At 69.2% G+C, this 22,715-nt stretch carries 10 protein-coding genes; 4 read left to right on the forward strand and 6 right to left on the reverse strand.

Annotated features, from left to right (window positions below; all coding sequences use genetic code 11):
• The first annotated feature begins 20 nt into the window (after positions 1 to 20).
• Positions 21 to 1,823, forward strand: coding sequence for an ATP-dependent DNA helicase RecQ (locus HZB25_01980; protein ID MBI5835989.1), 1,803 nt, complete (start codon positions 21 to 23; stop codon positions 1,821 to 1,823).
• On the opposite strand, the gene HZB25_01985 is transcribed toward HZB25_01980, so the two are convergent.
• The 6 genes from HZB25_01985 to HZB25_02010 form a co-directional block, all read right to left on the reverse strand.
• Positions 1,820 to 5,110, reverse strand: a complete 3,291-nt coding sequence (locus HZB25_01985) for a PD40 domain-containing protein (GenBank protein ID MBI5835990.1) — start codon at positions 5,108 to 5,110, stop codon at positions 1,820 to 1,822. The genes HZB25_01980 and HZB25_01985 overlap by 4 nt on opposite strands.
• Positions 5,111 to 6,153: 1,043 nt before the next feature.
• The gene (locus HZB25_01990) at positions 6,154 to 7,128 is read right to left on the reverse strand and encodes a cytochrome b/b6 domain-containing protein (protein MBI5835991.1); all 975 of its coding nucleotides are present in this window, start codon (positions 7,126 to 7,128) and stop codon (positions 6,154 to 6,156) included.
• 296 nt (positions 7,129 to 7,424) lie between these two features.
• Entirely contained in the window at positions 7,425 to 8,372 is a 948-nt protein-coding gene (locus HZB25_01995; protein MBI5835992.1) for an NmrA/HSCARG family protein, read from the reverse strand.
• A gap of 120 nt (positions 8,373 to 8,492) precedes the next feature.
• Complete coding sequence (locus HZB25_02000) at positions 8,493 to 12,065, reverse strand: response regulator (protein MBI5835993.1); 3,573 nt, start codon at positions 12,063 to 12,065, stop codon at positions 8,493 to 8,495.
• Positions 12,066 to 12,308: 243 nt separating this feature from the next.
• Entirely contained in the window at positions 12,309 to 15,005 is a 2,697-nt protein-coding gene (locus HZB25_02005; protein MBI5835994.1) for a serine/threonine-protein kinase, read from the reverse strand.
• A 204-nt stretch (positions 15,006 to 15,209) separates the two neighbouring features.
• Entirely contained in the window at positions 15,210 to 15,662 is a 453-nt protein-coding gene (locus HZB25_02010) for a YaiI/YqxD family protein (GenBank protein MBI5835995.1), read from the reverse strand.
• 266 nt (positions 15,663 to 15,928) lie between these two features.
• On the opposite strand from HZB25_02010, the gene HZB25_02015 reads away from it, so the two are divergent.
• The 3 genes from HZB25_02015 (at position 15,929) to HZB25_02025 (ending at position 22,382) form a co-directional block, all read left to right on the forward strand.
• The gene (locus HZB25_02015) at positions 15,929 to 17,323 is read left to right on the forward strand and encodes a 4Fe-4S binding protein (protein ID MBI5835996.1); all 1,395 of its coding nucleotides are present in this window, start codon (positions 15,929 to 15,931) and stop codon (positions 17,321 to 17,323) included.
• Between the two features lie 9 nt (positions 17,324 to 17,332).
• Entirely contained in the window at positions 17,333 to 18,766 is a 1,434-nt protein-coding gene (locus tag HZB25_02020) for a 2-oxoacid:acceptor oxidoreductase family protein (GenBank protein ID MBI5835997.1), read from the forward strand.
• A gap of 346 nt (positions 18,767 to 19,112) precedes the next feature.
• Positions 19,113 to 22,382 carry a T9SS type A sorting domain-containing protein gene (locus HZB25_02025; protein MBI5835998.1) on the forward strand — a complete coding sequence of 1,090 codons (3,270 nt, stop codon included), beginning with the start codon at positions 19,113 to 19,115 and terminating at the stop codon, positions 22,380 to 22,382.
• Positions 22,383 to 22,715: the final 333 nt, after the last annotated feature.

Raw genomic sequence — 22,715 nt, forward strand, 5'->3', positions numbered from 1 at the left:
CCGGCCCATGAAGGAAGTATATGCCGGGGCGGGCGCAGATGCCACGGACCTCGCGGGGCCGGAACGAGTGTCTTCCGGCACGGGATCCGACCGGCAGGCGTGAGCGCCTGCCGTGCGCGCGTGCCGTGCGCCCGCCATGCGGGTTGTCTCGAGTGGCGTTCACGGGTAAGCTCCGCCTCATTCGCTGTCCCCAGACCTTCCCCAAGGATGGAGAACTCCACTTGATCCGGCACCCGGCCCCCGTCCGCTTCACCGATCCCCAGCAGGTCCTGGAAACCGTCTTTGGGTATCCGGAATTCCGCCCCGGGCAGCGCCATATCATTGACTCGGTGCTGGCGGGGCGCGACTGCATCGGCGTGATGCCCACCGGCGCCGGGAAGTCGCTGACCTTCCAGGTGCCGGCCAAGCTGCTGCCCGGCGCGGTCCTGGTGATCTCCCCGCTCATCTCGCTGATGAAGGACCAGGTGGACGCGCTCACCCGGGTGGGTTTCCGCGCCGCGGTGCTGAATTCGAGCATCGACCACGAGGAGAGCCGGAGGCGGATGTCGCAGCTGCGCGCGGGCGAACTGGAGATCGTGTACGTGGCGCCGGAGGGCCTCGAGGGCTCCCTGCGCACGCTGATCGCGGGCTGCCGCGTCTCGCTGGTGGTGGTGGACGAAGCGCACTGCATCAGCCAGTGGGGCCATGATTTCCGCCCCGCGTACCGCAGGCTGAGCGGGCTCAAGAGCGAGCTCGGGGACATCCCGGTGCTGGCGCTCACGGCCACCGCGACCCGCCGGGTGGCGGCGGACATCCTGAAGCAGCTCGGCATGCGCAAGCCCGAAGGGTACAAAGGCTCGTTCTTCCGGCCCAACCTGCGCATCACCGCGCAGAAGAAGGGCCAGGGGCGGCAGACCCGCCCCGACATCCTCGGGATCATCCGGGGCCACCACGGCGAGAGCGGCATCGTGTACTGCCTCAGCCGCAAGGCCGTGGATTCGCTTACCGCGTGGCTCGTCGCTCACGGCGTGCGCGCGGTGCCCTACCACGCGGGCCTGCCCGACGCGGAGCGCACCCGCAACCAGGACGCCTTCGCACGCGACGAGGCCGACGTGGTCGTGGCCACCGTGGCCTTCGGGATGGGCATCGACAAGAGCAACGTGCGCTACGTGGTTCACCGCGACATGCCGCGCAGCGTGGAGGCGTGGTACCAGGAGATTGGCCGCGCCGGGCGCGACGGCCTGGTGAGCGACTGCGTGCTCATGTACTCGTGGGCGGACGTGGTTTCCTACGAGGCGTTCCTGGGAGAAATCGAGGACCCCTCGGTGCGCGAGGAGACCCGGCGCAAGACGGTGGAGCTCTTCGAGCTCGCGGAGTGCGGGGTGTGCCGTCACCGCGCGCTGGTGCGCCACTTCGGCGAGGACATCGCCGCCTGCGGCGAATCCTGCGACGTGTGCCGGGGCACGGGCGTGGCCGAGCTGGTGGCGGCGGCCGGGGCCCTGGGCGCGCCACGGTCCCGGGGTCGGGCGCGCGTGGCCGTGCCGCCGGGCTCCTCCGGCCGTTCCACACCCTCCGGTGCGGCCGACCCGGGGGAAGAGGCCGATCCCGCGCTCTTCCAGCGCCTCCGAGCGCTGCGCAAGCGGTTGGCCGACCGCGAAGGCGTGCCCGCCTACATCGTGTTCAGCGACGCCGTGCTGCGCGCCATGGTCGGCCGGCTTCCGGGCACGCCCGACGAGATGCTCTCGGTGCCCGGGGTCGGGCCGGCGAAGCTCGAGCGCTACGGCGAGGCGTTTCTGCAGGAACTGCGCGCGGCGGCCGCCGCGGCCGGCACGGACCTGCCCTAGCGGCCCTCTCCGGGCGGGCGCTTCGGCAGCTTCGACAACAGCACCTCGACCGCCTTCTCGATCTGCTGGTCGCGCCCGGTCGAGATCGCTGCCGGGTCCGGCTCCACCATGTGCGTGGGCGCCAGGTGCTTGTTTTCCATCATGTCCCCCTGCATGTCCACCAGCCCGACCTCCGGGATGCCGAACACCAGGTCGCGGTCCTGCAGCCGCTCCCACCACACCGAGGTGCAGGTGCCCGGGACCGGCATCCCCACCGTCTCCCCCAGCCCGAGTTGGGTGTAGGCCATCGGGAAGCAGTGCGCGTCGGAATAGTTCCCCTCGTTCATCACCACGATGGAAGGCCGGGTCCAGCGTTGCGAGGGCTCCACTCCGATCTGGCGGCCGCGCGGGACGTTTCGGGCGTACTCGCGCCCGCTCAGGAACACCGTGAGCGCCTCCACCAGGTTGCCGCCACCGTTGAAGCGGGTGTCCAGGACGATGGCGTCCTTGCCCACCGAGCGCCCGAAGATCTCCTCGAAGATCTCGCGATAGGCGCCGTCGTTCATGCCGCGGATATGCGCGTAGCCGATCCGTCCGCCCGACAGCCGTTCCACGTCGTCGCGCCGCGCGCGGGTCCAGCGCAGGTACAGCAGCCGCGACTGGGCGCCCCAGGAGACGGGCTTCACCGTTTCCTCCCAGCGCGTGCCGGCCTTGGGATCGAACAGTGCCAGTCGCACGGGTGCGTCGGCCTTCCGGTTCAGCAGGCGGTACCAGTTCGCGCGCGCGGCGATTCGCGTGCCGTCAATGGACTCGATCACCACCCCCGCCTTCACCTTCGTGCCCGCCTGCTGCAGCGGGCCGCCCTCGATCACCTCCAGGATGCGCACGCCGTCGCCGGCATGCGCGGGATCCGGGAAGAAGCCCAGGGCGGCGGTCTCGTCCCCGTCGGTGCGCGTCGGGCGGTAGCGGCAGCCGGAGTGCGAGGCGTTCAGCTCGCCCTGCATCTCGGAGATCAGCTCGGCGAAGTCGCGCGAGTTGTCGATGTAGGGCAGGAAGCGAGCGTAGGCCGCCTTCATGGCCTTCCAGTCCACCCCGTGCATGCCCACGGAGTAGAACTTCTTGAACGTCTGGCGCCAGCAGTGCTCGAACATGTAGGCGCGCTCGGCGTCCGGATTGAGCTCCATGCGCGCCGTGGCGGCCACCGGCGATGACTTGCCGGGCTCCAGCTCCACCGTGGAGAGTTTGCCGTCCGCGAGCACGAACGCCTTCTTGCCTTCGCGGTCGAGCCGGAATTCGGCCCCGCGGGCGCCCAGCTTGGCCACCAGCTTGACCTCCTTCTTGCGCGGCAGGTACTTCCACAGGTCATAGCCCTTCTCGTACCGGGCCAGGTAGTAGAGCGTCTCACCGTCCGGGGACAGTGCCGCCGAAGCCAGTTCGGCGGAACTGAGCGAGAGGCGCACGATGCGGTCGTCGAGCCCGGACCACTCGATGCTCACCGGGTCGGCGGCTTTCGGAACGGGCGGCTCGGCTTCCTCCTTTTCCTTCCCGAGCTCCTTCTCCGCGCCCTTCGGCTTGCCCTTTCCCTTCTCGCGCGCCTTCAACTGGTCGAAGGCGGCTTCGTCCAGCCGGTAGCGGTCAAAGCCCTTCTGGGTGAGGAATGCGGCGTAGACGTCGGATTCCCGCGGATTGCCGGCCTGCGCGCGCAGGCCCTGGCGGTCGGTCTTCCAGAGCAGGACCTCGCCCTTCATCGCCCATTGCGGCTCCTCGTCCTCGTAGCCGCTGTGCGTCACGTTGACCAGCTTGCCCTCCCCGGACACGGGCACCAGGCCGACTTCGGACGACCACCGGGTGGGGCTCAGGAACTGCACCGCCAGCCACTTACCGTCCGGGGACCAGTCGTAGCGCTGGTCGCCGTCGCTGTAGGAGTAGTTCATGTCGCCCGCCAGCACCACCCGGCTCGCGCCGGTCTTGAGGTTGAGCACCTTGAGCGTGGTGCGCTCCTCCAGGTAGGCGATCTCGCTGCCGTCCGGGCTGAAACGCGGCTGGAACGTCTCGGCCCCGGTCTCGAGCACCGGCGATTCCCTGAGTGCCGTGGCGTTGAAGAAGTTCGGTTCGTTCTTGTCGGCCAGGTCGGTGCGGTAGAGCTTCCAGCTCCCGCCGCGCTCGGAGGCATACAGGAGGCTGCGGCCGTCCGGGGAGAAGCTCACCGAGCGCTCCTGCTCCGGCGTGCTGGTGAGCCGCCGGGTGGTGCCGTGCTCGGTGGACGCGGTGTAGATCTCGCCGCGGGCCACGAAGGCGATCTCGCTGCCGTCGGGCGAGACATCGAACTCCGAGATCTGGGACGTGACATCCACGGGCTCCACGGTGCGGTCGCGGCGGTCCGTGGCCACCTGGACCTCCAGGCGGCGGCTCTCCGGGGCGCCCGCGGGCCGGACCCACAACTCGCCATCGTACGCGTAGCACAGGTCGCCGGTGTTGGAGACGGACAGGAAGCGCACCGGGTGGACCGTGTGCGTGGTGACCTGCACGGGGTGGGGGTCGTCCGGGTCCAGGCGCCATACGTTGAATGTGCCGCTCTTCTCCGAGAGATAGAACAACGACTTGTCCTCCGGGCCCCACACCGGCTGCCGGTTGTCGGCGCCGAACGCGGTCAGGCGGGTGTGCCTGTTGGCCGCCACGTCGTAGAGCCACACATCACGGGCGAAGGAGGAATTGTCGTGCTTGCGCCACTCCATCTCGAAGCCGCGCTGGTCGGAATACGCGAGACGCGTGCCGGCGCGATTGTAGGATGCGTACTGCGCCGGGGTGCTGAGCACCGGCTCGGGCATGCCACCGTCCAGGGCGACCTTGTAGAGCTCCGGCTGGGCGTCGTTGGGGAAGCCCACCGCCGTGGCGGCGTCCAGGACCGAGGCGCTGAACAGCAAGGCCTTGCCGTCGGGAGTGAAGCTGGAGGGCAACTCGTCCGCGGAGTGAAACGTCAGTCGCGTGGCCTCGCCGCCATCGGCGGGCATCGCGTAGACGTCGAAGTTCCCGTTGCGGTCCGACGCGAAGGCGATCCTCGAGCCGTCGGGCGACCACACCGGGCGGGTGTTGTGCGCCTCGCTCAGGGTTAGGGGCACGGCCACGCCCCCGGCGGCCGGCACCTTCCACAGGTTGCCGTGGTAGCTGAAGGCAATCGTGCGCCCGTCGGGCGAGATCGCGGGGTAGCGCAGCCACAGCGCCTTGTCCGCGGCGACGGCGGCGGTGGCCGTCAGCGCCAGCAGCAACGTGGCGATCCAGGCAGTCCAGGTTCTCCGGCTCGGGCGCATCCAGGTTCCTCCCCTTCACAGTTATCCCCGTGGCCCTGTGGGCCCAGTGGAACACAGGCGACAAGCAGGGCGAGGCTACGTCCGCAGGGTGGGGCGCCGCAAGAGGCTCTGCGGGGCCGTGCGGGGTTGGCGGAAGTTCCCGTGGGTTGTCGGGAGCCTCTGCGGGAATTCCCGCGGATCCTGCGATCTGCGGACGCGGGCCGGGTATCAGGCGGTCCCGGGCCCCCACCTGTTTGGCCAGGCCCGGGAACGGCCCCATCGAAACCCGGACCGGCCCCAACCCGCCGCCGCGCAGGATGCGCGGCCCCCATCCCCTACGTTACAGTCGCGAAGCCCTGCTCACCACCGTGGAGCGGCCGCCGCTGAGTCTCAGCCTGGACCGGGGCGTGAAGCAGACCTTCGGGGCGAACTTCCGCACCCAGATCCTGCTCACGGACCCCTACGATCCGCCGCACACGGTGCACGTGCACTTCGACCAGGCGATGGCGCACTTCGGGATGTTCGTGCAGACCACGTCCGCGGACGGCTCGCTCCTGATCACGGACACCTTGCGCCTCGTCGTGTCGTCGGACCCTGACCACGACGGGAGCGTGGAGCTGCTGCAAGTGGACCAGCCCATGACGCTGGGTCTCAACGAATACGTGGGAGTGGATGTCCCCAGCGGGTTTACGGATGTGGCGGTGATTCCGTTGGGGGGGATGACGGAGGCCTTCCTGAGCGATCGGTTCGTCAGCCTGCCCTGGGTGGCGCCGGCGGACGTGCCGGCGCGCGGCGGGCCGGCGGCACTGGCGGTGGGACTGCCCTCCCCCAGCCCCATGCGGAAGTCGGTCTCGTTGCGTTTCCAGCTCCTGGCCGCCGGTACTGCCGCGGTGGCGGTGCACGCCGCGGACGGCCGGAGGGTACGCCTGCTGTGGGAGGGCGCCGCCGAGGCCGGGCCGCACACCGCGACCTGGGACGGGCGCAACGAGTCCGGCGCGCGAGTGGGGCGCCCGGGGGTCCCGGGCGCCTCGCGCGCTGCCGCAGTGCGGTTCTCGTGGCCCGATCTAGGCCGCGACGCTCTCCCCCGGCTCGAACGGTTCGTCCGCGCCACGCACCTCGAGGTGCCGCACGATCGCCTCGCTCAGCGGGCGGGCCGACTCGGCCAGCGTGATGGGGATCGGCGCCTCGCAGGCGCCACAGAACACCGGCTCCACCTGGAACGAGCGCTGGATCAGCTCCCTCCATGTGCCCAACTCCGCCACCTCCTGGCACGATGCGCACTTCACCCGGGCGGGCTTCGCCAGGCGCGACGCCAGTTCGCGGGCGGCCCGCTGCTTCTCGGGCATCTCGATGCGGTCCCGGTACCAGCGGCGATAGTGGTGGCGCGCCCACTCGCGGTCCACCCAGCCGGTGATCATCCCCGAGAGCCCCACCTTGGTCTCGGGGTTCACCGTGGCCATGAAGATGTGCCCCAGGACCAGCGGCAGGCCCATGATGGCCACCCCCAGGTGCGCCAGGTAGGCCAGCGCAGCCGAGCCGGGCAGCCACACCAGGATCCCGGTGACGATGTAGAACGGGTAGGTGGACTGCACCATCATGAAGTTGAGCTTCTCGGCGGCGTTGAACTTGCCCTGCTCCGGCAGCTTCACGCGCGGGTCCATGGCGTAGCGGGGAAACAGCACCAGCCAGCGGAAGTCGTCCTTCCGCCAGGTCCACCCCTCGCGCATGTTCTCGAGGTGCATGCGCCAGTCGCGGATTCCGCGCAGCAGCGCCAGCGGCGGCAGAACCACCAGGGCCACGCCGACGCCGCGGTGCAGCAGGGCGAACGCATTCTTGAAATGGCGGGGCGAGGGCTCGGCGTAGAGGACCGCCATTCCCAGGGCCGTGGCGTAGAGCAGCACGAACGGGATGGCGAGCGCCCAGTGCAGCAGGCGTTCGGCAGTCAGAAAGCGAAGGATGGTGGGGCTTTGCCGGACAGGTCCGGGACGGGCGCCGGCCTCGACCGGCACGGCCGTTCCCGTTTCGTGGTGCGGCTCCATGGATGTGACCTCCCTCGGGGGATTTCGACCATTTGGATGCGGAACTTGATAGGGGGAGTTCAGAAATATGGGGGCGACCCGTGGGGGGTTGAGGCGGCGGAGAGCATTCTTCCGGTCCGGGGGCTACTGCCTGCGGTCACAGCGACTTCCGGCCCGGCCCGCATCCATCACCTGACCGGTGCAGGATAGCACGATGCAGCGGCGGATGGGGGGGAATTGAGGGACTGGGGATTGCGGTACTGAATTCCCGCACGGCAGCCGCGTCTCGCGCGCCCGGCACGCCGCCACCGGCCGGCCTATCCCGGCGGGATGCGGTCCTTGTTCGCCGCCAGCCACTGTTCGAACGTCTGCAACTGCGGGTTGAGCGCCCGGCTGAGTGCGACATCCCGCGCGCCGCAGTAGACCTTCTCGAAATCGGCCTTGAACTGGAACATGTTGCCCATTTCCTCCGCTCCGGGGAAGCCGAACGAGCGGTACACGTCCGGGGGCACCGCGCTGTAGAACACCTCCTGGCCGAGCGCCTTCGAGAGCGCCGCCGCCATCTGGGCCCCGGTCAGGTGCTCCCCGGCGATGCCCACGGTCTTCCCGATGAACTCCGGGCCGCGCTTGAAGAGGCCGTGGGCGCACTTCCCGATGTCCTCGGCGCCGATCCCCGGGAGCTTCTTCTCCCCCATCGGCAGCACGAACTGCAGGCGTCCATCCGGCCCCGGCTTCGGGCCCATTCCGAAGTGGATGAGGTTGTCCCAGTAGAAGGAGGTCAGCAGGAAGGTCGTGGGCACGCCGAGGTCCCGGAAGTGCTGGTCCGCTTCCGCCTTGGCGTCGAAGTGCACCACCTTGTACTTCCCGTGGAGCGTGGGCATGCGGTCGTCGGTCAGCGGGATCCACCGGCGCGTGTCCTCGAAGGTGGACCAGATGACATGTTTCACGCCCGCCGCGCGGGCCGCCTGGGCCATCCCCAGCGCCTGGGTCGTCTCCTTCTCAGCCGACAGATGCTCCCAGAAGAACGTGACGCAGAAGGCCCCGTGGGCGCCCTGGTACGCTCTCTTCACGCTCTCGAAGTCGTCCAGGTCCGCCGCGACCACCTCGGCGCCGAGCCCGGCGAGCTGCCTGGCGTTCGCGGAGTTTGGATTGCGGGCCAGGGCCCGCACGGCGAATTCGCTGTCCGGGTCGGAGAGGATGGCCCGGGCCAGCCCGCCCCCCTGCGCGCCGGTGGCACCGGCGATCGCGATGATCTTCTTCTGCATGGGTTGGGTTCTCCGTGTCGCATGCGCCGGGGTCTCCGGCTGAGCCGGCGGCCGTGTCTGGAGTGAGGCTACCGCGATTGACTGGTGGTTGGATGCGCGGGAAGGCGAGCGGGTTGCGCCTCAGGCGGCCTTGAGCTTCGCGACCGCCCGGCGGAGCATGGCGATGCTGACCGGCTTGCTGAGGACCAGGTCCACGTGCTCCGGCTTCTCGCCCCGGGCGGACATCAGCTCCCCGAAGCCCGTGAGCAGGATCACCGGGGTGCCGGGCCGGAACAGCTTGACGGCCGCGGCCAGCTGGTCGCCGCTCATGCGCGGCATGGCGCGGTCCATCACCACGAGGTCGAACTCTCCGGCGTGGAACTTGCGGAGACCTTCCGCTCCGTCCGAGGCGGTGTCCACCGTGTGGTGGTCCTCTTCGAGGTAGCCGGTGACGAACCTCAACACGTTCGGCTCGTCGTCCACGAGCAGGATGTGCAGCGGCGGGACTGGTTTGTCGGTCCACGCTTCCACTTCGGCTGCCGGCTCGATGCCCTGGAGGGGCAGGCGCACCAGGAAACGGGTGCCTTCGCCCGGGCGGCTCTCGATGTCCACCGTGCCGCCGTGGCGCTGGACGATTCCGTAGACCATCGGCAGCCCCAGCCCCGTGCCGCGTTCCCCCTTGGTGGTGAAGAAAGGCTCCAGGCAGCGACGGCGCACCTCGTCGGACATCCCATGGCCGGTATCGCGCACTTCCAGCAGCACGCGCTCGCCCTCCAGCCGCGTGCGCAGGGTGAGCCGGCCGCCCTCGGGCATGGAGTCCACGGCGTTGAATATCAGGTTTGTGAGCAACTCGCGCAGGTCGGAGTCGCTGCCGGGGATCTGCGGCAGCGGTCCCAGGTCCTTCACGATCTCGATGGTCGCGCCGCGCGCCAGCGCCTCACCCTTCCACTTGGGCTGCGTGAGTCCGAGCCCCTGCTCCACCACGTCGTTCAGCGAGATGCTGGGGAACACCTCGCCGTGCTCGCGCGGCCGGTAAAACTCGCGCAGGCGGCTCACGATCGTGCCCGCGTCCTTCGCGGCGGTGTGAATGGTGTCCAGGTAGTCCAGCGTCTTCTCCCGGTCGTCCAGGAGGGCCGGCTTGCGCAACAGGATCTCCGTGAAGCCCAGGATGGGAGCCAGGGAGTTGTTGAAGTCGTGACTGATGCCGCTGGCCATCTGCCCCAGCGCGCGCAGTCGTTCCTGCTCGATGAGGCTGCTCTGGGCGCGCTGCAGGTCCTCCAGCGCCTGGGCCAGCTTCGCGTTGGCCGCCTCGAGCGCCACCTTGGAGCGGGTGCGCTCTTCCAGCTGGAGCTTGAGGCCGCGGACCCGGCGGCGGTACAGGGCGAGCGCCAGCGCCAGCGCGACGAGCGCCGCCAGGGCACGGAACCACCAGGTCTGGTGGTAGTGCGGCCGCAGCTGGAGGTCCAGGTCGGCGCCGCGCTCGTTCCACAGACCGTCGTTGTTGCACGCCGTGACGTGGAAACGGTACCTGCCCGGCGGCAGGTTGGTGTAGTACGCGACGCGCCGGTTGCCTGCCTCGACCCAGGTGCGGTCGAACCCCTCCAGCCGGTAACGGAAACGCACCTTCTCCGGCGAGAGGAAGCTCAGCCCGGCGTAGTGCACTTCCAGCTCGCCGCGTCCCGGGGCGATCACCGTGGTTTGGGAGCGGGGAACGTCCTTGCGGTCGGCGCGCACCCTCTCGATGAGGACCGACGGACGCGTGCCGTTGAGCGGCGTGTGATCCGGATCGAGCACCGCCACGCCGCCCAGGGTCGCGAACCAGATCCGCCCGTCCCGGGTGCGCGTGACCGCGGGGGAACCGGAGTTGCATTCGTGCACCCGCATGCCGTCGGCCTCGTCGTAGGCGGTGCAGGTCACGCTCCCCCGCCGTCCGTCGGCGAACGCGTCCAGGTCCTTCCGCGGGACGGAGAACACCCCGTTGTTGCAGCTCATCCAGAACCGGCCGGCGGTGTCCTCGGCGATCCCGTAGACCATGTCGTCGAAGAGGCCGCAGCCGGTGCCCAGGGTCACGAACCGGCCGTCCTTGAAGCGCGACAGCCCGCCGCCGAAGGTGCCGAACCACAGCGTGCCATCCGCGTCCTCCAGCACGCTGCCGACGGCGTCGGCGGCCAGGCCGTCGGCGGGGCGGAAGTGCCGGAAGCGATCGCCGTCGAAGCTGGCCAGGCCCCCGCCCATCGTCCCCACCCACATGGTGCCGCGCCGGTCCTCGTGAATACAGCGGACCCGGCCGTTGCCCACGCTGTCGCGCGAGCCGTAGTGCGCCACGAAGCGGCCCTGCCGCATCACGTCCACGCCCCCGCCGTTGGTGCCCACCCACACATCCCCGTTCCGTCGCACGCACAAGGCGAACACGCCCTGCTGGGACAGGCCGTCCTTCACCCCCCAGTTGCGGAAGCGCCGGCCGTCGAAGTGCGAGAGGCCGGTGCCCATCAGGCCGATCCAGATTCCGCCGCGGCGGTCGTCGGCGAGGGCGTTGATGACCTCCCCGGGCAGGCCCTCCTTCTTCGTGTAGCTGGTGATCTTGCCGTCGCGGAGGCGCGCCAGGCCCCCGCCCCAGGTGCCGATCCACACGGAGCCGTCGGGTGTTTCGCAGATGGGGCCGATCTCGTCGCGGCCGAGGCCGTCCGAGGTGGTCAGGGGCACGAATTTCCCGTCCATCACTCGCGTCAGCCCGCCACCCTGGGTGCCGACCCACAGGCTGCCCTCGCGGTCCTCGCACATGGAGAGGATGTTGGCGGAATGCAGCGTCGAGGCGGTGGTCAGGGCAGCGATGCGCCCGTCGCGCAGGCGGCACAGGCCCATGTCCGTCGCGAGCCAGAGATTGCCGTCGTGGTCCTCCAGGAAGCCGCCCACCATGAGCCCCGGCAGCCCGTCCGGGCGGCCATACTGTCGGCGGACACGCCCCCCCTCGAGCACGAAGGCCCCGGTGCCTGCTGTGCCGACCCAGAGGGCGCCTTTCCGGTCGCGGTACAGCGCCGTGATGGTGGAGTCCTTCAGGTCGCGGGAGAGACCGAGGCTGTCAATCTTCCCATCCTGGATGCGCCACAGCCCGCGCCCCATGGTGCCGATCCACATCGCCCCGTCCGGATCCGCCAGCAACGCCACCGCCCGCACGCCCGGATAGTGCAGCCAGCGCCCGGGTTCCTCGAGCCCGCCCGCGGGGATGACGTCCACGCCGTTGAACGTGCCGACCCACAGGTTGCCGCGGGAGTCCTCACACACTCCCGAGATCCAGTCGCGCGAGAGGCCCTGCATCTCGGTGTAGGAGGTGAAGTGGCCGGCCCGGTACCGCAGCAGCCCTCCTCCCGCGGTGCCCGCCCACAGCGAGCCATCGCGGGCTTCGAACAGGGAAGCCACCCAGTTGCGGCGGAGCTGCTGGGTGTTCTTGCGATTGAACACCGTGAAGCGGATGCCGTCGAACTGGACCAGTCCCTCCTGCGTCCCCAGCCACAGGTAGCCGTCGCGGGACTGGAGCAGGGAGGTCACGGAGTTCTGGGGCAGGCCCTCGCGGCCCGACCATGTGCGGATGGCATACTGGCTGAGATTGCGATGGGGATCGAGCGCGCACGCGTCGGGTGGCGCCGCCGCGAGCAGGCCCAGCAGGGCGAGATGGCCGTAGAGTACCAGGGCGAATGCCGGCGGACGGCACTTCACGAATGCGCTCCCCGTGGCGAAATCCGAAGTTCGGAGGTGGAAACCCAACTCCTCATTTTCGGACGACCCTCGTCGGAACGTGAGCGCGATGCCGGTCCGCTCCCCGGGCCGCGACGGGTGGGCCGGGCGCGGGTCGGAAACTGCTCCACACGCTGCACGGACACCAGCGCCTCGTGTCCCGGGATCGGTGAGAAGACCACCCACCACCCGTTGTGGGGCGGCCAGGTGGATTGACCGGAGGGGTTACTGCTTCCGCAGTTTCGCCGTCCAGTTCGTCATCAGCGTGACGGGGATGCCCGCCTCGCCCTCGGGTGGTGCCGTGACCAGGAAGCGCGTCCCGTCCGCGGACACATCGTAGCGCCAGGACCCCCCCGCCCCGTGAAACTGGAACAGGGTGCGGACGGCGCCGGCCTGAAAACCGAGGGGCGAGCGGACCAGCTCGACGGCGACGATGCGGTTGTCGAGGTCCACGTAGAACAGCTCCTTGCCGTTGCGGCTCCAGCGGGGCTCGGTCCCTCCATTCTGGGACACCTGCCACTTGCCGCCGGCTTCCGGGAACGTCACCACGTAGACTTCGCTGCGTCCCGATTCGTCGGACACGTAGGCCACCAGTCGCCCGTCGGCGGAGAAATTGGCACCCTGATCATATCCGGGCCCCGACGCCACGGGGATCGGCCTGGCTTCGCCCGAGACGGAGGCGGCGAAGACATCCTGTCCGCCACGTCCGGGGCCGGAGAAGAGGATGAACCGCCCGTCGGGTGAGGCCGACGTGGGCCACAGCCACCCATCCTGCCGGATCAGGGTATCGGCGCCGGTCCCCCCCACGGCCTTGCGCACCAGCAGGCACGCCTGTCGGTAGTCGTTCACGACGACTCCCTTCCCGTCGTGCCCCCAGGTGCAGCCGGGGTGGTCGCTGGCGTCCACCGTGAGCCTGCTGCGGCGGCCCGTGGCGAGCTCGACGGTGAAGACATCCGAAGTTCCCCGATCCGGATTCAGGATCGCCATGGCGGCCTGCCCCCCGTCGGGGGAAATCTCCGGCGTGCCTCCGTAAGTGTAGTCCGTGGGCTCACCGACCCGCCCGAGAGGCCGTCCGCCCCTGTCCAGCCACAGCAGCTGCGTGCGGGTCTTCGCCTTGCCGGTCATGAAGGTGAGCAGGCCGTTCCGGGAGGCCGCGAACACGCCGCGGCTGAATCGCTCGTCCCAACGCAGGTCCTCCACCAGGGGCACGGCCGGCCCCGTCGTGGCGAGGCGCCCGGCGTCGAACGGCTGGGCCACCAGGATTCCGCCCCGCACGTAGAGCAGGTGGCCCGACGCGCAGATGACATTCGATGCCACGCCCAGGAGACGCTTCCGCCGGGGCGAATCCACCGAGCCCACGTAGATCGCCGGCTCCTCCCCCGCCCCGGCGCCGGCGCGGCGGGCGAGATAGAGGAAGTGCCGACCGTCGGGCAGGAAGGACGGGTAGCGATGGGTCGTCTCGCGAAGGGATGAATCCAGCACCGTAGCCGCGACCGGCCCGCCGCCCTCGGCCGAGATCCGGGAGATGGAGCCCTCGGACTTGGCGGCAAAGAGAATGACGCCGTCGCGCCCCCATGTGCCGCCTCGTGGATCATTCGTCTCGGCCAGGGTGATCACCGGCCCGCCGGTCACATCGACTCGCTTGAGCTTGCCATTGGCGAAGAAGCCGATGGAGCGCCCATCGGGCGAGAAGAACGGCCCGCTTGCGTTCTCGGTTCCGGCGAGCGGCCGTGCGTCGGGGGAATCCAGGGCCCGCGTCCAGAGCATGTCGGCACCCTCGCCATTTCGGGCGCAGTAGACCAGCAGCCTGGCATCCGGGGAAATGGCCAGGGGCAGCGGGTTGGTCCAGCTGGATGAGAACTCCACCCCCGCCGGGGGCAGCGCCGACGCGTGGATCAGGGCCGCCCCGTCGCCGGCCCCGGGACGCAGGTAGAATCCCGCGGCCGCCGCCACGCTCACGGCCGCCAGTGCTGCGATCCACGCAAGGCGCTCACGATTTCTCCGCCGTCCGACGTTCAGCGGCGGCGCTCCCGCCTGTGAGCCGGCTTCGGAGATCCACTGCAGCTGAAGCCCGGCGTCGTGCGCGCTCTGGAGCCTATGGTCCGGGTCCTTCTCGAGGCACGCGCGCACCAGCCGATCCAGGGCGGGCGGTGTCAGTTGCGCCACGTCCCCCATCGGGCGGGGCTCGTCCTTCATGATCGAGGAGATCAGCGACGCCTGGCTGGTTCCCTCGAACGCGCGCTGTCCGGTGGTCATCTCGTACAGCACGCAGCCCAGCGCCCAGAGGTCGGTGCGGGCGTCCGCATCGCGGCCCTCCAGCTGCTCGGGCGACATGTACTGGAACGTGCCGACCAGCGTCCCCTCGGCCGTCAGCGGCTGGGCAAGCGTGGGAGAGTGCGTCAGCGAGGCCATGGTCACGCCGCTGCCGCCCGCCGGCCCGGCCATGCCGGTGGCGCGCGCGAGCCCGAAGTCCATCAGTTTCGCGCCCCCCCGGGTGATCATCACGTTGCCCGGCTTGAGGTCGCGGTGGATCACCCCGGCGCGATGCGCGCGGTCCAGGGCGTCCGCGACCTGGGAGCCGAGCCTGAGGACTTCCGGAAGCGGGAGCGCGCCCCTTCCCAGCCGGTCCGCCAGGGTCTCGCCCTCGATCAACTCCATCACCAGAAAGTCGGTGTCGCCCTCGCGGCCCACATCGAACAGGGTGCAGATCCGGGGGTGATTCAGCGATGAGATGGTCTTCGCTTCGCGTTCGAAGCGGGCGCGGATCTCCGGGTTGTCACTCATGTGCCGGGGAAGCACCTTCACCGCCACTTCCCGGGAAAGCCGGGTGTCGCGGGCGCGGAAGACCTCGCCCATGCCGCCGGCTCCGAGCGGCGCGAGGATTTCATAAGGGCCGAGGCGGGTGCCGGGGGCAAGGCTCATCCGGATTGCCCCCGCTCACGGGTGCTCAAGAGGGTGGCGGAATTCCGGGAATTGGCGGTGGGGCGAGGCATGAGGCACCTTTCTCCGATACCGGGGCGCTGGGACGCACCGGAGCATGACGCGGCCTCATGTGCCCGGGAGTATACGCGAGTGGGAAAGCACGTGCGAGAGAAACCGGCTGGGCGTGGATCCGGTGGACGGGCATCACTCCTGCCCGCGCCGAAGCGCCGCGATCGCCCGGTCCAGCGCCTGGAGGAACCGCGAGCGGTCCCGGGGATCGAAGGGCGCGGGCCCGCCGGCCTCCATGCCGGCGCCGCGCATGTCGGTGAGGAGATTGCGCGTCGCCAGCGCGTCCCCGATGTTCTCTTCGGTGAAGGGCCGGCCGGTGGTGCCCAGCACACAAGCCCCGCGTTCAAGGCACCGGGCCGCGAGAGGCACGTCCGCGGTGACCACGATGTCGCCGCGCGCGACGTGACCCGCAATCCAGTCGTCCGCGGCGTCGAAGGCCTGGGCCACGACTTCAAGTGTGTACCGGGGTCCCTCGGGGATCCTCATCCAGGATCCCGCCACCAGGGTCACGGGCAGCTCGTAGCGCTGCGCGACCCGGTAGATTTCCTGCTTCACGGGGCAGGCATCGGCGTCCACGTAGATGTGCATTATCAGTCCCCCGCCCGGGATTGTACGCCGTCCGGCCCGGCGGCGCCTCCCGGAGCCGGCGTCTGATGAGCGCGGGGCTCCTTGCGGGCTTTGCCGGCTGTGTTATTGTAGGGTGAACCTCAGCCTGACTGGCCTGGTTGGGCGGCTTCGCGGGCTGGTGAATTGGGTGGTGGGGGCATCCGGCGGCTTTCGGTGTGTTCCCGGGCTGGGGTGGGCATTCCTGGATCTAGGGCGATGGAAGCCTGCAGCAACCTGGGGGAGCAACCATGTCGACCGTGGAGGAGAAACCCAAGCCGTTCTTGATTCCCGAGTATTGTAAAGGATGCGGCCGCTGCGTGAACGTCTGCACCAAGGGCTGCATCGCCTTCGCCAACGAAGTGAATCCGCTGACCGGCCTCGTGCCGGTGGTCCTGGACCTGGCGAAGTGCACCGGCTGCGGCCTGTGCATCGAGGCCTGCCCGGAGCCCTACGGCCTGCGGGCCATGGAGCTGGGCGAGGACTACGAGCTGCAGGACCCGGCCAAGCTCTTCGGGGCACGCCGCACCGCCGCCCCCGAGCCGGTGGACATCCCCTCCCAGAGGATCCCGCTCCCCCGCACCGAGCCGCTCATCATCAAGGGCAATTACGCGGCCGCCATCGGCGCGCTGCTCGCCGGTTGCCGTCACTTCTACGGCTACCCCATCACCCCCTCCACCGAGGGGGCGGAACTGATGGCGAAGCTGCTGCCCAAGCTCAACGGCGTGTTCCTCCAGGCAGTGTCCGAAGTCGCCACGGTGAACCACATCTATGGCACCGGCGGCGCCGGCGTGCCGTGCATGACCTTCACCTCCAGCCCGGGCTTCTCCCTGATGCTGGAGGGCATCTCCTACATGGTGGGCGCCGAAGTGCCGGGCGTGTTCGTGAACGTGATGCGGGGTGGCCCGGGACTGGGCAACATCGGGCCGGAGCAATCCGACATCGGACTGGCCTGCCACGGACTGGGCCACGGGCACTCCCGCTGCATCAGCCTCACGCCCAGCACGCCGCAGGAGATGCTGGACTGCGCCATCCTGGCGTTCGAGCTCACCTTCAAGTACCGCAACCCGGTGCTGATCCTGGCCGACGGCTACCTGGGCCAGATCACCGGCAAGGTGCAGCTGCCCGGCTACATGCTGAAGCCGGGCCTTCCCCGCTGGGCGGTCTACGGTGACAGGGAACACCGCGGGAACCTGATCAACTCGATCCACCTCCAGGAGACGGATCTGGAGGCGCACAACGCCCGCCTGGAGGCGAAGTACCGGTCCATGGAGTCCGAGGCGCGCGCCGAGTCCTTCATGACCGACGACGCGGAGGTCCTGCTGGTGGCCTGCAACACACCCGCGCGCGCCGCCAAGGGGGCGGTGAAGAGCCTGCGGGACCAGGGCGTCAAGGCGGGCCTGTGGCGCCCGATCACGATCTGGCCCTTCCCGGTGCGCCAGCTCCGGCCCCTGCTTCCCCGGACGAAGCAGCTCGTGGTGGTGGAGGCCAACGCGGGCGGGCAGATCCTGGACGAGCTGCGGCTGAACATGAGCAAGGCGGGCGTGGAGAAGCTGCCGCCCGTCACCTCCGTGCGCCGGTTTGGCGGGGTGCTGCCCCAGCAGGCCGAGATCGTTGACCACGTCAAGTCCATCCTCGCCGGGTAAGGGGGTCTCGTGTCCGTCTTCTACGAGAAGTTCGAGCGCCACGCCCATGGCGAGGGCCTGAAGGGCCAGAGCACCCACTACTGCGCCGGCTGCGGGCACGGCCTGGCGCACAAGTACCTCGCGAACGCCATCGAGGAGCTGGGCATCCAGGACAACACCGTGCTGGTGAGCCCCGTGGGCTGCTCGGTGTTCGCCTACTACTACTTCGACACCGGCAACACGCAGGCGGCCCACGGCCGTGCCGCCGCCGTGGCCATCGGGCAGAAGCTGGCCAATCCGGAGGCCGTGGTGATCTCCTACCAGGGGGACGGCGACCTCGCCTCCATCGGGCTGGCCGAGACCATGGCCGCGGCCCAGTTGGGCCTGCCGATCACGGTGATCTTCATCAACAACGCGATCTACGGCATGACCGGCGGACAGATGGCCCCCACCTCCCTGATGGGCCAGGTCACCGCCACCAGCCCCGCGGGTCGCGAAAAGCTCAACGGAATGCCGATCAAGATGGCGGAGATCATCGCCAGCCTGGACGGGCCGGTGTATGTGGACCGCGTGGCCCTGTTCACCCCGGCCGGGCGCAAGAAGGCCGCGCGGGCGATCAAGAAGGCCGTGCAGATCCAGAAGGAAGGCCGCGGCTACGCCTTCATCGAGGTGCTGGCCGAGTGCCCGACGCACCTGAAGCTGACGCCCGACAAGGCCGAGGAGTGGGTGAAAGAGAACATGGTTCCCATCTTCCCGCTCGGCGTGAAGAAGGACTCCGCCGCGGAGCCATGGTTCAGGATGCCCTCCCCCAGCTTCGACCCGGCGACCTTCACCAGGGTCGTGGGCGCCACCGGCGAGGCCCAGCCGCGCTTCTGCAAGGGCTTCCCCGCGCACGTTGAGGCCACCGACATCAGCATGAAGCTGGCCGGTTCGGGCGGCGACGGTGCCCAGACCGCCGCCATGCTGGTGGCCGTCGCGGCCATCAACGAGGGCTTCGACGGGACGCACATCCCCAGCTACGGCCCGGAGAGCCGCGGGGGGACCAGCTATGCGGATGTCCACGTGGCGCTGGAGGAAGTGCTGAACCCCGCGAGCCCGCATCCCGACATCCTGATCGCGTTCAATGCCCCCAGCCTCGCCAAGTTCGGGCTCACGGTGAAGGAAGGCGGCTATATCATCTTCGACAGTTCGGTGGCCAGGGACGTGAAGCCGGGGCACCCGAGTGTGACCGTGGTGGGCGTGCCCTTCACGGAAATCGCCGCGGGGCTCGGGAAGCTGGTGGTGAAGAACATCGTGGCGCTGGGGGCGCTCCAGGCCGCCACCAACATCTTCCCCGAGGATACGTTTCTCACCGCCATCCGGGAGGCCCTCAAGGAGAAGGCGCAGCTGATCCCGCTCAACGAGCAGGCCTTCGCCGCCGGCGCGGAGGCAGCCAGGGCCTTCATGGCGGCGCGGAAGCGATAGATTCCAGGGAGATGCTCGAGCGAAGGCCCGGCGCCCGCCGGGCCTTCGTCGTTAGAGGGGAGTTCCCCGGGCGGGTCGGTCGCCGGCCGGGTGCGCCGGGCCGGCGTCGTTTCAGGGCCCTTCCCGGGCAGGCCGATTGCCGGCCGGTCGCGCCGGGCTGATTCCGGGGGGCCGGAGACCCTGATAATCGCGTTGCGTTTCCGGTCCAATAGGAGGATCATCATCGGGAATTCCTCACATGGCCGCGGAGACCCTCTACCCAGGAGGAAGCCACCGCCATGCCCCCTGCCATCCCGAACTGTCCATTCCAGGTCCATACCCCCCGTGCGCACACAAGGAGGAATCCATGAAGCGAGTTCGTCATTTGCTCGCGTGGATCGTCCTGGGCACCGTTCTCGGGTGCCCCTGGGCCTTCGCGCAGACCTGTACCATCGGCGGTCACGACGAGACCAGTGAGGTCTTCGCCGGCGGCGGCTGGGCGCTCACGCCAGGTTCCCCCGGACCGATCGTGGGGGCTCCCTCGGGTACGCACCTGGTGTTCAGCGAGATCGCTCCCCGGGGCGCCGGCCTCGGCGCCGGCTCGGACTCCAGCGAGTACATCGAGATCTACAACCCCACTTCGATTCCCATCTCCCTCAACGGCAAGTACATCAGCGACGATCCCCAGTACTATCGGACCGTCAACGGCCCGTACGCCGTCGCCGTCAACAGTGACTACACGCTGAAGTTCCCCTCGGGGCTGACGCTTCTCCCCGGGCGCACCCTGGTCCTGTGCGTGACCAAGGCCGGGTTTGCCGCGAGCGGCGCCTCGGCGGCCGGCGCGCAGTACTTCCTCGAAATGAAGGACTCGAACGCAAACCCCTCGGACGACATGATCCCGGTGTCCACCAATAGCGTCTACCCGCTGAGCGGTGGCATGATGACCAACCCGTCGGCGACCAACGGCGAGTGGGTGGTGCTCTACTGCTGGGACGGGGCCTCCGACCTGGTGTGTGACATCGACTACGCCAGCTGGGGCGCGAACAGCGCATCCAACGCGAAGATGGACAAGACCGGCGTTGCGGTCGATGGCCCGGATGCCGACGCGATCCCCTCCAACTACCTCGCGGACACCCCCGCCGCGGGCCAGAGCAACCTGGGCTCCTCCACCGCGCTCACCAAGCCCAACACCTACCAGCGCGTGGGCGGCGAGGTCGGCGAGACCGCGCTGGGTGGGAACGGCTGTGTCGGCCGGGTCTCCCCGAGGGTCATCGACTGGGCGCCGGTGGCCGGGACGCAGAACATCCGCTTCCACATCCGGTGGGAGAACCTCGACTCGGACGCCATGTCCCCGCCCATCCAGGGCTCGATGGCCTCCCAGGAATTCGGGGTGTTCCTGCCCGATCATGGCCTGATCGGCGACTTCAACGTTCCGCCGATGCAGCCCAACAGCTTCTTCGACGTGTTCATCGAAGTGCCGCTGGCGAACCTGCCCGCCCCGCCGCAGAAGATCGTGCCGGGCGGGAGCGGCGCTCCGGGCCGCATCCAGCCGGCTTCCGCCACGCCCTATGGCACCCGCAGGGTCGCCACCACCTGCCCGCCAGACACCAACTGGGCCGGGAACGTGGACATCATGTGGAGCGCCAGCGGGCAGGGCGGCCAGGTGAACAAGCACTACGGCGACCTGCTTGGCTGCATCGGTGGGGCTCCCTCCTATATTCACTTCCGCGGGAGCAACTGCACCACCCCGATGCCCTGGTCCATCAGCGGCGTGTGCGCGGGCTACACGGTCACGCTGGTGAACGAGGACTTCAGCCCCGCGCCCAACCCGGTGCCGGTGGGCTGGACCGGATGGATCAGCGTGTCCATCGCGACCGGCGTGGCTCCGGGCACCCTGTGCTGCTTCAGCGTCAACTTCCAGTGCGCGGGCGCCACCAGCGCGATTGACATCTGCTCCTTCGCGTGCGAGTGCAACCCGCCCTCGCCGGTGCTGACGCAGAACGACTGGACCAAGCTGGGTGCGATCGTGCGCTTCCACCAGCGGTGGGAGAACCAGAACGCCACCGCCAACACGGGCGCCATCTCCGGAAACGTGAACTCCCAGAAGCTGGGCGTGTTCCTGCCGGACTTCGGTCCGATCGGGACGTTCAACGTGCCGCCCCTCGCGCCCAGCAGCTTCTTCGACGTGTTCCTCGACATCCCGCTGGCGAGCCTGCCGCCGGAGCCGGAGCTCAGGCTTCCGGGCGTGCTCCCGGGCACCCCCAACCGGTGCGTCGAGGACCACTGGCACGGAAACGTCAACGTCACCTGGAGCGGGAACGGGACGCCCGGCCAGGCGTTCAAGCACTTCGGAGAGATGCCGGTCATGCCGGGTGGCGGGCCGACGTACCTGTGGGTCGAGACCGACTGCAACTCCACGCTGGGCGCGGCCTGGAGCTTCGCCGGAATCTGCCCCGGGTTCTCCGTAAGCCTGGTGAACCCGGACAGCACGCCGGCGCCGAACCCGGTGCCGCCAGGCTGGATCGGGATGGTCTGCGTGTCGGCGACCGCGGCCACGCCGGTGGGAACGACGTGCTGCTTCACGCTGACCTTCATCTGCGACGGTGCGCCCGGCGTGATTGACATCTGCGCCAAGACCTGCGACTGGGGCCCGAAGCACCCGCACCTCGCGGTGGTGGACTGGAAGAAGCTCGGGACCACGGTGCGCTTCCACCAGCGGTGGGAGAACCCGGATCCCTCCACCCCCACCGACCCGGTCTCCGGGACGATGAACTCGCAGGCGTTTGGCGCGTTCCAGCCGGACTTCGGCCCGATCGGTCAGTTCGACGTGCCGCCGATCGCGCCGAACAGCTTCTTCGACGTGTTCTTCGACGTGCCGCTGACCGCGCTGCCGCCGGAGCCGCAGGAAGTGCTGCCCGGAGGCGGGCCGCCGCCAGGCACGCCGTGCCCGGAGGACACCAGCTGGTCGGGCAACGTGGACATCAACTGGGCGGGCGCCGGTGGCACCGGCCAGGTGAACTACCACTTCACTGGCCTGCTCGTGCGGCCCGGCTTCGGTTCCAGTCACGTCCACACCCTGATCTTCTGCGGGAGCGCGGCCGGTTCCCCGTGGTCCATCTCGGGTCTGTGTCCGGGCTGGAGCGCCACGCTGCTCAACGAGGACTTCACGCCCGCGCCCAACCCGGTTCCCCCGGGCTGGACCGGCTGGATCAGCGTCGCGGCGACCAATGCGGTTCCGGTGGGCAGCTCCTGCTGCTTCTCGGTGACCTTCACCTGTGATGGGCTCCCCGGAGTAATTGACGTGTGCGCCACGGCCTGCAGCTGGCCGGTCACCGGCGTCCAGCCGGGACCGGGGGTCGCAGCCTTCGGCATTCACTCGGTTGCTCCCAACCCGTCCATGCACGGCATGGAAATCCACTATGCCCTGGCGCAGGCCGGACAGGCCCGGCTGGAGGTCTTCAACACCTCCGGCCAGCGCGTCCGTAACCTGGTCAGCGGGCAGGTGGATGCGGGTGTGCGGTCCCTGCGCTGGGATGGCCGCGGTGACAATGGCCGCGCCCTCTCGCCGGGAACCTACTTCCTCAGGCTCAGTGCCGGAGGCAAGGTGGACACCCGGAAGGTGGCGTTGCTCCGGTAGCAGCGGAGTCGCTCAAGGAAAGGGCCCCGGGGTTTCCCGGGGCCCTTTTCGCTGGTACGCCCAGCATGGGCACTGACTTGGAGGTGGAAGTCCTCCGGGAACTTGGTCACAGGGACCCAAGGGAACCGCAAGGTGCCAACCGTGAGGGGAGCGCTGAAGGAAGCGGGGAACGAACCTGCAGGCCGACGAACGGAAACCGGATAGAAGGCGATGCCGACCAGGGCGAGCGGGCCAGTGACCGTGAAGCTCTTGTGACCGAAGGTCGGTGGCGTAGATCCGGCGGTCGTGCAGGGAAGGCCAGTGCTCTTATCTGGGGAGATCTCGCTTTATGCC

It is taken from the genome of Candidatus Eisenbacteria bacterium, assembly GCA_016235265.1.
GTDB lineage: Bacteria > Eisenbacteria > RBG-16-71-46 > RBG-16-71-46 > JACRLI01 > JACRLI01.

Bases quoted from the DNA above. Each gene is read 5' to 3' on its own strand.
- HZB25_02010 (MBI5835995.1), bottom strand. From the start codon at position 15,662: ATGCACATCTACGTGGACGCCGATGCCTGCCCCGTGAAGCAGGAAATC.
- HZB25_02015 (MBI5835996.1), top strand. From the start codon at position 15,929: ATGTCGACCGTGGAGGAGAAACCCAAGCCGTTCTTGATTCCCGAGTAT.
- HZB25_01995 (MBI5835992.1), bottom strand. From the start codon at position 8,372: ATGCAGAAGAAGATCATCGCGATCGCCGGTGCCACCGGCGCGCAGGGG.
- HZB25_01980 (MBI5835989.1), top strand. From the start codon at position 21: ATGCCGGGGCGGGCGCAGATGCCACGGACCTCGCGGGGCCGGAACGAG.
- HZB25_02005 (MBI5835994.1), bottom strand. From the start codon at position 15,005: ATGAGCCTTGCCCCCGGCACCCGCCTCGGCCCTTATGAAATCCTCGCG.
- HZB25_01985 (MBI5835990.1), bottom strand. From the start codon at position 5,110: ATGCGCCCGAGCCGGAGAACCTGGACTGCCTGGATCGCCACGTTGCTG.
- HZB25_01990 (MBI5835991.1), bottom strand. From the start codon at position 7,128: ATGGAGCCGCACCACGAAACGGGAACGGCCGTGCCGGTCGAGGCCGGC.
- HZB25_02025 (MBI5835998.1), top strand. From the start codon at position 19,113: ATGAAGCGAGTTCGTCATTTGCTCGCGTGGATCGTCCTGGGCACCGTT.